Annotated in this window: 14 protein-coding genes; 4 read left to right on the forward strand and 10 right to left on the reverse strand. The window is 62.9% G+C overall.

Annotated elements, in window-relative coordinates:
- Positions 1–21: 21 nt before the first annotated feature.
- Positions 22–384: a rhodanese-like domain-containing protein gene (locus OEW28_RS17790; protein WP_263736140.1), complete on the reverse strand. Its 363-nt coding sequence runs from the start codon at positions 382–384 to the stop codon at positions 22–24.
- Positions 385–581: 197 nt separating this feature from the next.
- Here OEW28_RS17790 and uvrA point away from each other — a divergent pair, with 197 nt between their 5' ends.
- Positions 582–3,443: an excinuclease ABC subunit UvrA gene (uvrA, locus tag OEW28_RS17795; protein ID WP_263736141.1), complete on the forward strand. Its 2,862-nt coding sequence runs from the start codon at positions 582–584 to the stop codon at positions 3,441–3,443.
- 128 nt (positions 3,444–3,571) lie between these two features.
- On the opposite strand, the gene OEW28_RS17800 is transcribed toward uvrA, so the two are convergent.
- The 6 genes from OEW28_RS17800 to OEW28_RS17825 form a co-directional block, all read right to left on the reverse strand.
- Positions 3,572–3,781 (reverse strand): YgaP family membrane protein, encoded by a 210-nt coding sequence (locus OEW28_RS17800; protein ID WP_263736142.1) that lies wholly within the window; start codon positions 3,779–3,781, stop codon positions 3,572–3,574.
- 84 nt (positions 3,782–3,865) lie between these two features.
- Positions 3,866–4,189 carry an excinuclease ABC subunit A gene (locus OEW28_RS17805; protein WP_263736143.1) on the reverse strand — a complete coding sequence of 108 codons (324 nt, stop codon included), beginning with the start codon at positions 4,187–4,189 and terminating at the stop codon, positions 3,866–3,868.
- A gap of 77 nt (positions 4,190–4,266) precedes the next feature.
- Positions 4,267–5,139 (reverse strand): 3-hydroxyisobutyrate dehydrogenase, encoded by an 873-nt coding sequence (gene mmsB, locus OEW28_RS17810; RefSeq protein WP_263736144.1) that lies wholly within the window; start codon positions 5,137–5,139, stop codon positions 4,267–4,269.
- 3 nt (positions 5,140–5,142) lie between these two features.
- Positions 5,143–6,183: an enoyl-CoA hydratase/isomerase family protein gene (locus OEW28_RS17815; RefSeq protein ID WP_263736145.1), complete on the reverse strand. Its 1,041-nt coding sequence runs from the start codon at positions 6,181–6,183 to the stop codon at positions 5,143–5,145.
- Positions 6,183–7,328 carry an acyl-CoA dehydrogenase family protein gene (locus tag OEW28_RS17820; RefSeq protein ID WP_263736146.1) on the reverse strand — a complete coding sequence of 382 codons (1,146 nt, stop codon included), beginning with the start codon at positions 7,326–7,328 and terminating at the stop codon, positions 6,183–6,185. Before OEW28_RS17820 ends, OEW28_RS17815 begins: the two co-directional genes overlap by 1 nt.
- A 162-nt stretch (positions 7,329–7,490) precedes the next feature.
- A complete protein-coding gene (locus tag OEW28_RS17825; protein ID WP_263736147.1) occupies positions 7,491–8,990 on the reverse strand; it encodes a CoA-acylating methylmalonate-semialdehyde dehydrogenase in 1,500 nt (499 codons plus the stop codon).
- A gap of 102 nt (positions 8,991–9,092) precedes the next feature.
- On the opposite strand from OEW28_RS17825, the gene OEW28_RS17830 reads away from it, so the two are divergent.
- The 3 genes from OEW28_RS17830 to coaD all read left to right on the forward strand — a co-directional run bounded on the left by OEW28_RS17830 (position 9,093) and on the right by coaD (position 11,052).
- The gene (locus OEW28_RS17830; protein ID WP_263736148.1) at positions 9,093–9,986 is read left to right on the forward strand and encodes a LysR family transcriptional regulator; all 894 of its coding nucleotides are present in this window, start codon (positions 9,093–9,095) and stop codon (positions 9,984–9,986) included.
- Positions 9,987–10,042: 56 nt separating this feature from the next.
- A complete protein-coding gene (locus OEW28_RS17835; protein WP_263736149.1) occupies positions 10,043–10,477 on the forward strand; it encodes a CBS domain-containing protein in 435 nt (144 codons plus the stop codon).
- A gap of 77 nt (positions 10,478–10,554) precedes the next feature.
- Positions 10,555–11,052, forward strand: a complete 498-nt coding sequence (coaD, locus tag OEW28_RS17840; protein ID WP_263736150.1) for a pantetheine-phosphate adenylyltransferase — start codon at positions 10,555–10,557, stop codon at positions 11,050–11,052.
- An 18-nt stretch (positions 11,053–11,070) separates the two neighbouring features.
- Here coaD and gap (OEW28_RS17845) read toward each other — a convergent pair whose 3' ends face one another.
- The 3 genes from gap (OEW28_RS17845) to gap (OEW28_RS17855) form a co-directional block, all read right to left on the reverse strand.
- Positions 11,071–12,072 (reverse strand): type I glyceraldehyde-3-phosphate dehydrogenase, encoded by a 1,002-nt coding sequence (gap, locus tag OEW28_RS17845; RefSeq protein ID WP_263736151.1) that lies wholly within the window; start codon positions 12,070–12,072, stop codon positions 11,071–11,073.
- 95 nt (positions 12,073–12,167) lie between these two features.
- Positions 12,168–12,311: a hypothetical protein gene (locus tag OEW28_RS17850; protein ID WP_263736152.1), complete on the reverse strand. Its 144-nt coding sequence runs from the start codon at positions 12,309–12,311 to the stop codon at positions 12,168–12,170.
- Between the two features lie 30 nt (positions 12,312–12,341).
- Positions 12,342–13,346, reverse strand: coding sequence for a type I glyceraldehyde-3-phosphate dehydrogenase (gap, locus tag OEW28_RS17855; protein ID WP_263736153.1), 1,005 nt, complete (start codon positions 13,344–13,346; stop codon positions 12,342–12,344).
- Positions 13,347–13,527 lie beyond the last annotated feature (181 nt).

The raw sequence follows: 13,527 nt of genomic DNA on the forward strand, positions 1-13,527 counted from the left end.
CGGGGGCAAATGCCCCCGCTTTCATCGCTCAAGTTTGCCGCCCGCGGCGATCCAATCACCAAGGCCGCCGATGTTGTAGACCTCGGCATAGCCCAGGTCGCGAAGCATCTGCGCGGCCATTTGGCTGCGCCCGCCCGAGGCGCAGTAAAGCGCCACCGCGCCATCACGGGAAAGCAAGTCAGGGCAGTCCGGCGCGTTCGGATCGCAGCGCAGCCTGACAAGGGCCAGCGGGATGTGAAGCGCGCCCTGCGCCTTGCCGGACGCCGCGACTTCGCCGGCCTCACGAACGTCAATAAGGACAAGGGTCCCATTGCCCGCTCGGGCGACGGCGTCCTGCGTGCTGATGCGGTCGGCGCCACGATCAGGTCTTGGAAATGATAGCATCCTGGTCAATCTCCTTTGCCGCGCGTCAGGCGCGATGGTTGGCGTCAATATAAATTCAATATCGCGAATATTAAAGAGCGTCGCTGATCCGCGGCTTCGAAAATAGCCTGCATCAAATGTTCATCATATGTTCACTTTTTCCGGTTGGAGACTCGCGCTCCGTGAACTATGTCTGTGACTGGAACGCGGAGGCGGGTATGGCCGAACAGAAATTCATCGAGGTGCGGGGTGCGCGGGAGCACAACCTCAAGTCCGTGGATGTCGACATTCCGCGCGACAGGCTGACGGTGATCACGGGGCTTTCGGGCTCCGGTAAATCCTCTCTGGCGTTCGACACGATCTATGCGGAAGGCCAGCGGCGCTATGTCGAAAGCCTAAGCGCCTATGCCCGGCAGTTCCTGGACATGATGGGCAAGCCGGATGTCGACCACATATCGGGGTTGAGCCCGGCGATTTCGATCGAGCAGAAGACAACCTCTAAGAACCCGCGTTCGACCGTCGGCACCGTCACCGAAATCTACGACTACCTGCGTCTTTTGTTTGCACGGGTGGGCACGCCCTATTCGCCGGCGACAGGCAAGCCCATTGCGGCCCAGCAGGTTCAGGACATGGTCGATGCGGTCATGGCCATGGAGGAGGGCACACGGGGCTACCTGCTGGCGCCCGTGGTGCGCGACCGGAAGGGCGAGTACCGCAAGGAGTTTCTTGAGTGGCGCAAGCAGGGCTTCCAGCGCGTCAAGGTCGATGGTCAGTTCCATGACCTTGAAGAGCCCCCCACGCTGGACAAGAAGTTCCGCCACGATATCGACGTGGTCGTGGATCGGATCGTCGTGCGCGAAGGGTTGGAAACGCGGCTGGCCGACAGTTTCCGCACCGCGCTGAACCTGGCCGACGGCATCGCGGTCCTTGAAACCGCGCCGACCGAAGGGGAGGGCGAGCGGATCGTCTTTTCCGAAAAGTTCGCCTGCCCGGTTTCGGGATTCACGATCCCGGAAATCGAGCCGCGCCTGTTTTCGTTCAACGCGCCCTTCGGCGCGTGCCCGACCTGCGACGGCCTGGGGGTCGAGCTGTTCTTCGACGAACGGCTTGTTGTGCCCGACACCACGCTGAAGCTCAAGGACGGAGCACTCGCACCCTGGAACAAGGGCAAGTCGCCCTATTTCACACAGACGATCGACGCCTTGGCCCGGCACTATGGTTTCGATCCAAAGAAGCCCTGGAAGGACTTGCCGGCGCATGTGCAGCAGTTATTCCTCTACGGTTCTGGCGAAGAAGAGATCCCGTTCCGCTTCGACGAGGGCGGCCGTGTCTACGAGGTCACGCGCACCTTCGAGGGCGTGATCCCGAACATGGAACGTCGCTACCGCGAAACTGACAGCGCCTGGGTGCGCGAGGAGTTCGAGCGCTATCAGAACAACCGCCCCTGCGGGGCTTGCGGCGGCCACCGCCTGCGGCCTGAGGCGCTGGCCGTCAAGATCGCGGGGCTTCATGTCGGTCAGGTGGTGCAGATGTCGATCAGGGAGGCCTATGACTGGATCGACACGGTGCCCGCCGCCCTGACTGCACAGAGGAACGAGATCGCGCGCGCGATCCTGAAGGAGATCCGCGAAAGGTTGGGCTTCCTCAATAACGTGGGGCTGGAATACCTGACACTGTCGCGCAATGCCGGGACCTTGTCGGGCGGGGAAAGCCAGCGCATCCGCTTGGCAAGCCAGATTGGATCGGGGCTGACGGGCGTGCTTTACGTTCTGGATGAACCCTCGATCGGGCTGCACCAGCGCGACAACGACCGGCTTCTATCGACGCTGAAGAACCTGCGCGATCAGGGCAACACGGTGCTGGTCGTCGAACACGACGAAGAGGCGATCCGCGAGGCAGACTATGTCCTGGACATCGGCCCCGGCGCGGGCGTCCATGGCGGGCAGGTGGTTTCGCGCGGAACGCCGGCGGAAATCACGGCCGATGTGGCCTCTCTTACGGGGCAATACCTTTCGGGGCAGCGGGAGATCGCGGTGCCCAAGGTCCGGCGCAAGGGCAGCGGCAAGAAGCTGACCGTCGTCGGCGCAACCGGCAACAACCTCAAGGACGTGACGGTCGATTTCCCGCTGGGCAAGTTCGTCTGCGTTACGGGCGTTTCAGGTGGCGGCAAGTCGACGCTGACGGTCGAAACGCTTTACAAGAACGCGGCGTTGCGGCTGAACGGGGCACGCGAAACGCCAGCGCCCTGCGAAACAATCAAGGGGTTCGAGCACCTGGACAAGGTCATCGACATCGACCAGCGCCCGATCGGTCGCACGCCACGGTCGAACCCCGCGACCTACACGGGCGCCTTCACGCCCATCCGAGACTGGTTCGCGGGCCTGCCGGAGGCCAAGGCGCGCGGCTACCAGCCGGGGCGCTTCAGCTTCAACGTCAAGGGCGGGCGGTGCGAAGCCTGCCAGGGCGACGGCGTCATCAAGATCGAGATGCACTTCCTGCCCGACGTCTACGTCACCTGCGAAACCTGCAAGGGCCATCGCTACAACCGCGAAACGCTGGAGATCAAGTTCAAGGGCAAGTCCATCGCCGATGTGCTGGAAATGACCTGCGAGGACGCGCGCGAGTTCTTCCAGGCGATCCCGGCGATCCGCGACAAGATGGAAGCGCTGTGCCAGGTGGGCCTGGGCTACATCAAGGTCGGCCAGCAGGCGACCACGCTGTCGGGCGGCGAGGCGCAGCGCGTGAAACTGTCGAAGGAACTGAGCCGCCGGGCAACCGGGCGCACGCTATACATTCTCGACGAACCGACGACCGGCCTGCATTTCGAGGATGTGCGAAAACTGCTGGAAGTGCTGCACGAACTGGTTGAGCAGGGCAACACGGTCGTGGTGATCGAACACAATCTCGACGTGATCAAGACCGCTGACTGGATCATCGACATCGGCCCCGAAGGTGGCGATGGCGGAGGCGAGATCGTGTCGCAGGGAACGCCGGAAGATGTTGCAAAAGAGCCGCGCAGCCACACCGGCCGCTATCTCGGGCCGATGTTGAAGGCGCGCGGCCGGGTCGCGGCAGAGTAAGTCCGGTTTACGGACATCTCATCGCCGAGCCACCTTGATGGCATCTCGGCGTGCCAGAACGTCCCAACGGGCCATTTGGCCGCGCGCACTCGTTACCCCCCACCTGGGCCCAAAACTTGTGTTTTTGATCAGGCTTTCTTTGCCGGACAGGTATTGACGCCCAAAATCGAATAAAGTGGGCAGGTCGATAGCACGCCCGTGACAAGCGCGATCAGACCCAGAACCAGTGGCACCCAACGCAAGGACATATCCGGCGCCATGTACCACCACACCAAAAGCGCCACACCGACCACGATACGGATTGCGCGATCCACGTTTCCGACATTCGTCTTGAACATCCATGCCTCCCGAAGGCAATCATCAGCACGTCTGATTGAGTATCATCGGGGCGGGTGGCACGCATTGACGCAGATCAATCGATCTCAGTCCAGGATGGCGCTGACTGCCCTGAGCACGGTCACGATCGTGTAGGTATCTTCGTTCACGACAAGGATCTGGTCATCGACGATCAGGTACCGCTGGCCGGACCGAAGCGGGGGAAGCCCGTAGCGATCCGGATAGCGGATGCGATGGTAGTCGTAGTCACCGACGTAATCGCCCCTGTGCCAGTCCTTGCGCGCAAGGCCCGGGGGCACGCAGGCGGGATCCTTCTTCGCCAAGCCCGGCGGACAGCCCTTGGGACCGGCGACCGCAGGAACCGCCGAAAACGCGATCAGCGAAAGGATGAGGGTAGTAAGCAGCTTCATCTGTGACTCCTTCCAGCCACGACCATATTCGTTTTCGCAGCCGGAGGGCAGGGGTTGTGCATGTCGGACGGCGGATTTCAGCCTCGGTGCCGTTTTTCGAAACGGGGAAGAATGGCTGAAAAATCCATGCCGCGGCCACCTTCGCTTTCGACGAAGGATTCATACAGCCGGGTGGCAAGCTGGCCCATCGGCGTGTCGGCGTCAGCGCCGCCGGCGGCCTGCTGCGACAGGCGCAGATCCTTCAACATCAGCTCGGCCGCAAAGCCCGGCTTGTAGCCGTTGTCTGCGGGCGACTTGGGGCCGACGCCCGGGGCCGGACAATAGGCGTTCATCGTCCAAGAATAGCCCGACGAGGTAGATACGACGTCGAACATCTTTTGCCGGTCAAGGCCCAGCTTGTCAGCAAGGGCAAAGGCTTCGCAGGTGGCGATCATGGTGACGCCCAGAATCATGTTGTTGCAGATCTTGGCCGCTTGTCCCGCGCCGGCATCGCCACAGTGCACGGCCTTCTGGCCCATGATCTCGAAAAGGGGCCTCACCGTCTCGAACGATGCGGCATCGCCGCCCGCCATGAAGGTCAGCGTCCCGGCACTGGCACCGCCCACACCGCCCGAGACGGGCGCATCGAGCGCGCCCATACCTGCGGCTCTTGCATCCGCCGCCACGGCCCGGGCGCTTTCCACATCCACGGTGGAACAGTCGCAAAGGACCGCCCCACTGGTCATCGCGGGGATCACCTCGGCCGCGACCGCGCGCAGGATCGAACCGTTTGGCAGCATGGTGATCACGACCTCCGCACCGGTGGCGGCTTCGGCGGCGCTGCCGGCTTTTGCAACGCCCTCGGGCATTGGGGCCGCGGTGTCGAAGCCCGTGACCTCATGTCCCGCCTTCACCAGGTTCGCCGCCATCGGCGCACCCATGTTGCCCAGGCCGATGAATCCGATCTTCATGTCCTACTCCTTTTCGAACGTCAGGGCTTCGGCCCCAAGCGGCATCAGCATCTTTTCCACATCCGCGGCCTGAACCGCCTTTGGTCCAGCATGGCGCCAGCGCGGGTTGCGGTCCTTGTCGATGATCGCCGCGCGGATGCCTTCGATGAAGTCTGCGTGCTCCATCGAACGATAGGTGAAACGGTATTCCATCTCCAGCGCCTGGCGTACGGTGGAAGCGCCGCGCAGGCGCCGGACCATTTCGATCGCGCAGGCAGCGGACAGAGGCGCGGCGCGGCCAAGCGCCTTGGCGGCTTCCTTCGCGAAGTCCGTCCCGTCCGACGCAAGGTCGCCCGTGATATCGGCAAGTGTATCGCCCGCGAACAACCGGTCGATGGCCGGGCGCAAGGCCGCGAGGCGGCCATCCGACGGGGATTTAACGGCGGCTGAAATCGAAGAAGCGTCGCCGGTTGCCATCAGGCGTGACTTGAGGTCGTTCCAGTCCGCCTCGGGCACGAAATAATTCGCGAAGCCGGCCAGGATTGCATCCGCCGGACCCATGCGCGTCCCCGTGGTGCCCAGGTATTCGCCCAGCCGGCCCGGCGCGGTCGCCAGGATGAAACTGCCGCCAACATCCGGCACAAGTCCGATGCCGCATTCGGGCATCGCGACCTGCGCGCTTTCGCCCACGATCCGGTGGCTGCCGTGACAGCCCACACCCACGCCGCCGCCCATGGTAAAGCCCTGAAGGAAGCTGACGACAGGCTTGGGATAGTCAGCAATCCGGGCGTTCATGCGGTATTCGTCGGCCCAGAACCTGCGGCCGTAGGCGTAGTCGCCCGCCTTGCCCGTTGCGTACATCTCTGCGATGTCGCCACCTGCACAGAAAGCGCGATCGCCCTCGGCGTCGATAAGGACGAGGGATACGTCGGCGTCCGACTCCCACGCGATCAATGCGGCATCCAGCTCAAGGCACATCGCATAGGTCAGCGCGTTCAACGCTTGGGGCCTGTTCAGCGTGATACGCCCCGCGCGGCCTTCCTTGCGGATCAGAATGTCGGCCATCATGCCCTCTCGGCCAGCATCGCACGCGCGGTGATGAGCCGCATGATCTCGTTCGTGCCTTCCAGGATCTGGTGGACGCGCAGGTCGCGCACGATCTTTTCGATCCCGTAGTCGGCCAAGTAGCCGTAGCCTCCGTGCAGCTGCAGGCATTGGTTGGCCACATCGAAGGCGTTGTCTGTCACCAGGAGCTTGGCCATGGCGCAGAACTTGGTGGCGTCCGGCGCCTTGTTGTCCAGCTTCCAAGCCGCCTGTCGCAGGAATGTGCGCGCCGATTGCAGCTTGACCTCCATCTCCGCCAGGCGGAACTGCAGCGCCTGGAATTGGTCGATGGATTTGCCGAAGGCCTTGCGTTCGCCCATGTAGATCAGGGTCGCGTCCAACGCCGCCTGCGCGGCACCAAGGGCCGAAGCGGCAATGTTCAGCCGGCCTCCGTCAAGCCCGGCCATGGCGTAGGTGAAGCCGCGCCCCTCTTCGCCCAGCAGGTTGTCGGCAGGTACGATGCAGTCATCGAACTGCACCTGCGCGGTCGGTTGCGCGCGCCAGCCCATCTTGTCCTCGAACGCCCCGAAGGACAGCCCCGGGCGTCCTGCCTCGACGATCACGGCGGAAATTCCCTTGGGCCCGTCCTCTCCCGTACGCACCATGGTCAGGTAGGCGTCCGAGTATCCCCCGCCCGAAATGAAGGCCTTGGTGCCGTTCAGGATCAGTCCCTCGTTCGTGCGCTCGGCCCTCGTGCGGAGCGCCGCAGCATCCGACCCCGATCCGGGTTCGGTCAGGCAGTAGGAAAACACCGTCTCCATCGTGCACATGGCGGGCAGCCAACGCGACTTCGTCTCATGGCTGCCGAACCTGTCGATCATGCCGGCGCACATGTTGTGGATCGACAGGAACGATCCGACCGCGGGGCAGGCCATCGCAAGCGCTTCGAACACCAGCGTGCCGTCCAGACGGGTCAGACCCGAACCGCCGTAGTCTTCGCTGACATAGATGCCGCCAAGCCCCAAGGCGCCCAATTCCGGCCAAAGTGCCTTGGGGATCGTGCCCTCGGACTCCCACTGGCGGGCGTTGGGGGCAATGTTTTCCTGCCCGAAGGCACGGGCCATGTCGAAGATCGCCTGCTGTTCCTCGGTCAGGGCAAAGTCCATGAAAGCCTCCCGCAGCGATGAATTGAACGGGTGTTAAATTCCAACTGTTGCAGGAATTTTGCAAGCGCGGAAGTGGGGACCTTTGCGCGCTTCCCGCGAGCGAAATTAGAACGGGGCGCGGCAGCGTGCCGCGCCCCTGCATTTTCAACCCTGCGATGGCAATCAGTCCATCGCCTTGAACGCGAACTCCCCGCCTTCCTTGATGCCCGAGAACCAGCGCGCCGTGACCGTCTTGGTCTTGGTGTAGAAGCGGAACGCATCCGGGCCATACTGGTTCAGGTCGCCGAACGCCGACTTCTTCCAGCCCCCGAACGAGAAGTAGGACAGCGGCACCGGGATCGGGAAGTTGATGCCAACCATGCCCACGTTGACGCGGGACGCGAAGTCGCGCGCGGTGTCGCCATCGGCGGTGAAGATCGCCGTGCCGTTGCCGTAGGGGTTGTCCATCGTCAGCTTCAGCGCGTCCTCATAGGTCTTGGCGCGGACCTGGCTGAGGACGGGGCCGAAGATCTCTTCCTTGTAGATGTCCATCTCGGCCGTGACGTTGTCAAACAGCGTCGGGCCCACGAAAAAGCCGTTTTCATACCCCTGAAGCGAGAAGTCGCGCCCGTCGGTGACCAGAGTGGCCCCCTGTTCCACGCCGGAGGCGATCAGCCCCTTGACCCGCTCTTGCGAGGCGCGGGTGATCAGCGGGCCGTAGTCCACATCCTCGCCCGCGGTGTAGGGGCCGACCTTCAGCTTCTCGATGCGTGGCACGAGCCGCTCGATCAGCGCGTCCGCGGTCTTGTCACCGACCGGCACAGCGACGGAGATCGCCATGCAGCGTTCGCCTGCCGCGCCGAAGCCCGCGCCGACCAGTGCGTCGGCCGCCTTGTCCAGGTCGGCGTCCGGCATGATGATCATGTGGTTCTTGGCACCGCCGAAGCATTGGGCGCGCTTGCCGTTCGATGCCGCGCGTCCGTAGATGTACTGCGCGATCGGGGTCGAGCCGACGAAGCCCACGGCCTGGATCGTCTCGTGGTCGAGGATCGCGTCAACCACTTCCTTGTCGCCGTTGACGACCTGCAGCACGCCATCGGGCAGTCCCGCTTCCTGCAGAAGCTCTGCCAGCAGGAGCGAGGTCGAGGGGCAGCGTTCCGACGGCTTGAGGATCATCGCGTTGCCGCTGGCCAGGGCAGGCGCCATCTTCCACAAGGGGATCATCGCGGGGAAGTTGAAGGGCGTGATGCCGGCAACGACGCCAAGCGGCTGCCGCATGGAAAACAGGTCGATGCCCGGGCCGCCATCGTTCATGTACTCGCCCTTGAGAAGGGTGGGCGCGCCCATGCAGACCTCGACCACTTCAAGGCCACGCTGCACGTCGCCACGCGCGTCGGGCAGCGTCTTGCCGTGTTCGCGGCTAACCGCCTCGGCCAGCTTGTCCATGTTTTCGTTGATGAGCGCTGCAAATTTCATCATCACCCGCGCGCGGCGCTGCGGGTTGGTCGCGCCCCAGGCGATCTGTGCCTTCGCGGCGTCCTCGACCGCTGCGCCTAGCTCCGCGACGGAGGCCAGCGGCACCTTCGCTTGCACTTCGCCGGTGGCCGGGTTGAAGACATCGGTGAAGCGCCCGGTGGTGCCCTTCACGTGCTTGCCGTTGATCCAGTGGGTCAGTTCCTGCATTCAAGCCTCCCGAATTTGCTGGGCGCAGAATAGTCTTGCAGAATTGCTTGGAAAAGAGGCAGTTTCCCAAATGTGTTTTGCAATAACGCAAAGGGTGGCGACGTGGCGGACTGGGATGACCTGCGGATATTTCTGGCGGTTGCGCGCGCGCAGAGCCTTTCGGGGGCGGGCAAGGTTCTGAAGCTTGATCCCGCAACCGTCGGGCGCCGTGTCGCGCGGTTCGAGGAACGGATGGCCGCGCGGCTTTTCGTCCGCTCTGCGCAGGGCTACGCGCTGACCGGCGAGGGCCAGCGGCTTGTGGCGCATGCGACCCGCGTCGAGCAGGCAGTAACCGAAGCGATCGAGGAGGTGGGCGCGGAAGGGCCGGGATTGACGGGCCAGATCCGCATCGGGGCACCGGACGGTAGCGCGAACTACCTGCTGCCGCAGATCGTGGCGCAGATCTGCGCCGACCATCCGGGGCTTGAGGTGCAGATTGTGGCGCAGCCCCGCGTATTCAACCTTTCCAAGCGCGAGGCCGACCTTGCGATTGCCGTAAGCCCGCCTGTTTCCGGCCATCTGACCGTTCAACGCCTAACCGACTACAAGCTACATCTTGCCGCCGCGCGCGACTATCTGGACCTTCACCCCCCGATACGCGACCTGTCGGATCTGAGGAACCACCGGACCATCGGCTACATTCCTGACCTGATCTTCGACAAGGAGCTGGACTATCAGTCCGAAGCGGGGATGGATACGGTGACGCTCAGCTCGAACTCCGTGTCGGTGCAACTTAACTGGGTGCGGATTGGTGCCGGGATCGCGGTCGTCCACGACTTCGCGCTGCCCGCGCTTCCGGAGCTGGTCAAGGTTCTGCCCGACAAGCTGTCGCTGACGCGATCCTTCTACCTGATCCGTCACCCGGAAGATCGCCGCGTCGAGCGCCTGAACCGCTTCGCAGAGCTGCTTGCCCAGGGGGTGCGACGGGAAGTCGCCCGGCTGGAATCCCTGTCTTGACAGAAAGTTACGATGCGGTGACGCTGAGGGAAAGATCGTTTTGCCAGGAGGTTATCATGCAGGTTCACCAGATGCTTCGCGCCAAGCCCCAGGGAAACATCGTGACCGTGACGCCTGACAGTTCGGTTGCCGATGCGGCCAGGCTTCTGTCCGAACGCCGGATCGGCGCCGTGATCGTGTCGGTGGATGGCAAGGAACCGATGGGTATTCTGTCAGAGCGCGACATTGTGCGCGATCTTGGCCGCCGCGGCGCGTCCTGTATGGCGGATCGGGTCGATGCGCTGATGACGCGCAACCTCGTTTCCTGCGCACCTGATGATTCGGCCGACAGTGTGCTTGAGCGCATGACCGCGGGCCGGTTCCGCCACATGCCGGTCATGGACAAGGGCGTCATGGTTGGCATCATCTCGATCGGCGACGTGGTTGCGGCGCGCATCTCAGAACTGGCGATGGAGAAGGACGCGCTGGCTGGCATGATCATGGGCAACTGAGTCTGACGGGCTTGCATTCTGGCACGCAATATTGTTGCGTCCGTGCGTGAGAGGCGCGTCAGGAAAGGACAGACCCCATGCGCATCGGCCTGTATCCCGGCACTTTCGATCCGATCACGCTGGGCCATATCGACATCATCCAGCGCGCGATGGCGCTGGTCGATCGTCTGGTGATCGGCGTTGCGATCAACCGGGACAAGGCGCCGCTGTTCGACCTGGATGAACGTGTGGCCATGGTCGAGGCCGAGTGCAAGGGAATCGCGGCCAAGACCGGGGGCGAGATCGTGGTCCACCCGTTCGAGAACCTGCTGATCAATTGCGCGCGCGACGTTGGCGCCAGCGTGATCGTTCGGGGGCTGAGGGCCGTGGCCGACTTCGAGTACGAGTTCCAGATGGTCGGGATGAACCGCGCGATGGATGACTCCGTCGAAACGGTGTTCCTCATGGCTGATGCGCGGCGTCAGGCCATCGCCTCGAAGCTGGTCAAGGAAATCGCCCGTCTTGACGGCGATGTCACCAAGTTCGTGACGGCGGACGTGCGCTCTGCGCTTTATGCCAAGTTCGGTCGCAGCTGATAATTCTGGCGCGAAATGTCAGATCAGCTTGCCCATCGCGACCGCAGTATCGGCCATGCGGTTGGAAAAGCCCCATTCGTTGTCGTACCAGCTAAGAACGGAACACAGCGTACCGTCCATGACCTTGGTCTGATCCAGGTGAAAGACGCTTGAGTGCGGGTCGTGGTTGAAGTCCGAGGACACGTTCTTGAACGGCGTGTAGCCCAGGATGCCTTTGAGCGGACCATCGGCTGCCGCCTTGATCGCGGCGTTGATCTCTTCGACGGACGTCTCGCGCCTTGCGATGAACTTCAGATCTACGACTGAAACGTTGGGCGTGGGCACGCGGATCGCGAAGCCGTCCAGCTTGCCCTTCAGTTCCGGCAGGACCAGTCCGACCGCCTTGGCAGCACCGGTCGACGTCGGGATCATCGACAGCGCGGCGGCGCGTGCCCGGTAAAGGTCCCTGTGCATCGTGTCCAGCGTCGGCTGGTCGCCGGTGTAGGAGTGGATCGTGGTCATCATGCCCTTTTCGATGCCGATGGCCTCGTTCAGGACCTTTGCGACCGGCGAAAGACAGTTGGTCGTGCACGATGCATTCGAGACGACGATGTCATCCCTGGTCAGCGTCTGGTGGTTGACGCCGTAGACGATGGTCTTGTCCGCGCCTTCGCCGGGGGCCGAGATCAGTACGCGTTTCGATCCGTTCTCCAGGTGGGGCAGGCACTTTTCCTTTGAAGTGAAGATGCCCGTACATTCCAGCACAACATCCACATTACCCCAAGGCAGGTCGGCGGGGTTTCGGATTGCGGTGACCTCGATCGGTCCGCGGCCGACGTCGATGGTGGTTTCGGTCGTCGTCACCTCGGCCGGGAAACGGCCATGGACACTGTCGAAGCGAAGAAGGTGCGCATTGGTTTCGACGGGACCCAGATCGTTTATGGCCACAACCTCGATGTCTGTGCGCCCCGACTCGATGATTGCCCGCAGCACGTTCCGCCCGATACGGCCGAATCCGTTGATCGCTACCTTGACCGTCATTGCCTTGTCCTCCGCAGTGCAGGGCGAGGGCCCCATGAAGTTGCGTTACCGCTAACATCAATTTGCATGCGAAAGTCAACAGCAGAGTGCCGTCCTCACCTCCAGAAGGCCAGATACTCGATCAGATCGGCAAGTTTTTTCGCCAGAAAGAGTGAAGCCGCCCCCCCTGCCAACATCAAGTCGGCAAGAAGCGCGGCAATCACGATCAGACCCAGTGCAGCGGCGATCCTGTTCGTCATGGGCGCGGGGCCATCGTCCCCGAGTGCTCCTTACTGCAGGAGCCGACCCATCGCACCCGCAACATCGGCCATGCGGCAGGAGAAGCCCCACTCATTGTCATACCAGGCAAGAACCCGGACGGTGCGATTGCCAACGACCTTCGTCTGGTCAGGCGCGAAGATAGAGGAGAAGGGCGTGTGGTTGAAGTCAATCGAAACCTTGGGTTCGGGGTCGTAGGACAGGACCATGCCCATGTAGCCTGCGGCCGCTTCCCTTACGATTTCGTTCACATCGGCGACCGTCACGTCTTTGCCGGCCTGGAACGTCAGATCGACAGCCGAGACGTTGGGCGTCGGCACGCGGATCGCGGTTCCGTCAAGTTTGCCGGCAAGCTCGGGCAGCACTTCGCCAAGGGCCTTCGCAGCCCCGGTCGAGGTAGGGATCATCGCCATCGCGGCGGCGCGGGCGCGGTACAGGTCCTTGTGGCGGCGGTCCAGTGTCGGCTGGTCGCCGGTGTAGCTGTGGATCGTCGTCATGATGCCCGACTCGATGCCGATGGCGTCGTTCAGCACCTTGGCCAGCGGGGCCAGGCAGTTCGTGGTGCAGGAGCCGTTCGAGACGACAAGGTGTTCGGCCTTCAGTTCGCGGTGGTTCACGCCGTAAACGACGGTCTTGTCCGCCTTCTTCGCTGGCGCGGAAACCAGCACACGCTTGGCGCCGCGGGTCAGGTGGACCGCAGCCTTGTCGCGATCGTTGAAGTTGCCCGTGCATTCCAGCACGACATCCACGCCTTCCCAGTCCAGCTCGTCCGGGTTGTAGGTCGACATCACCTCGATCGGGCCGCGGCCAAGATCAAGCGTGGTGCCGGCGACCTTCACAGGCCCCGAAAAGCGGCCGTGGACGCTGTCATACTTCAGCAGGTGGGCGTTGGTCTCGATCGGGCCGGTTGCGTTGATCTTGACAACCTGAACGTCGTTGCGGGCCGCTTCCGCGATGTGGGCTAGCGTGCAACGGCCGATCCGGCCAAATCCGTTGATCCCGATGGTGACCGTCATGGCTGCTCTCCTGATCCTGTCGCGGACGCGAGTCCCTTACCGGAATAACAGTGAAGGATGGTCAGTAAAACCCGATTTTTCAAGATGTTAGCGAAAACAGGGACCTGTTAGCGAAAACACCGGCGGCAATGTGCGACACACGACACTTCTGTTTTCGTTTCCGCCACCGGCTTGTGCGCTG

The organism is Albidovulum marisflavi, assembly GCF_025751435.1.
Classification (GTDB): domain Bacteria; phylum Pseudomonadota; class Alphaproteobacteria; order Rhodobacterales; family Rhodobacteraceae; genus Albidovulum; species Albidovulum marisflavi.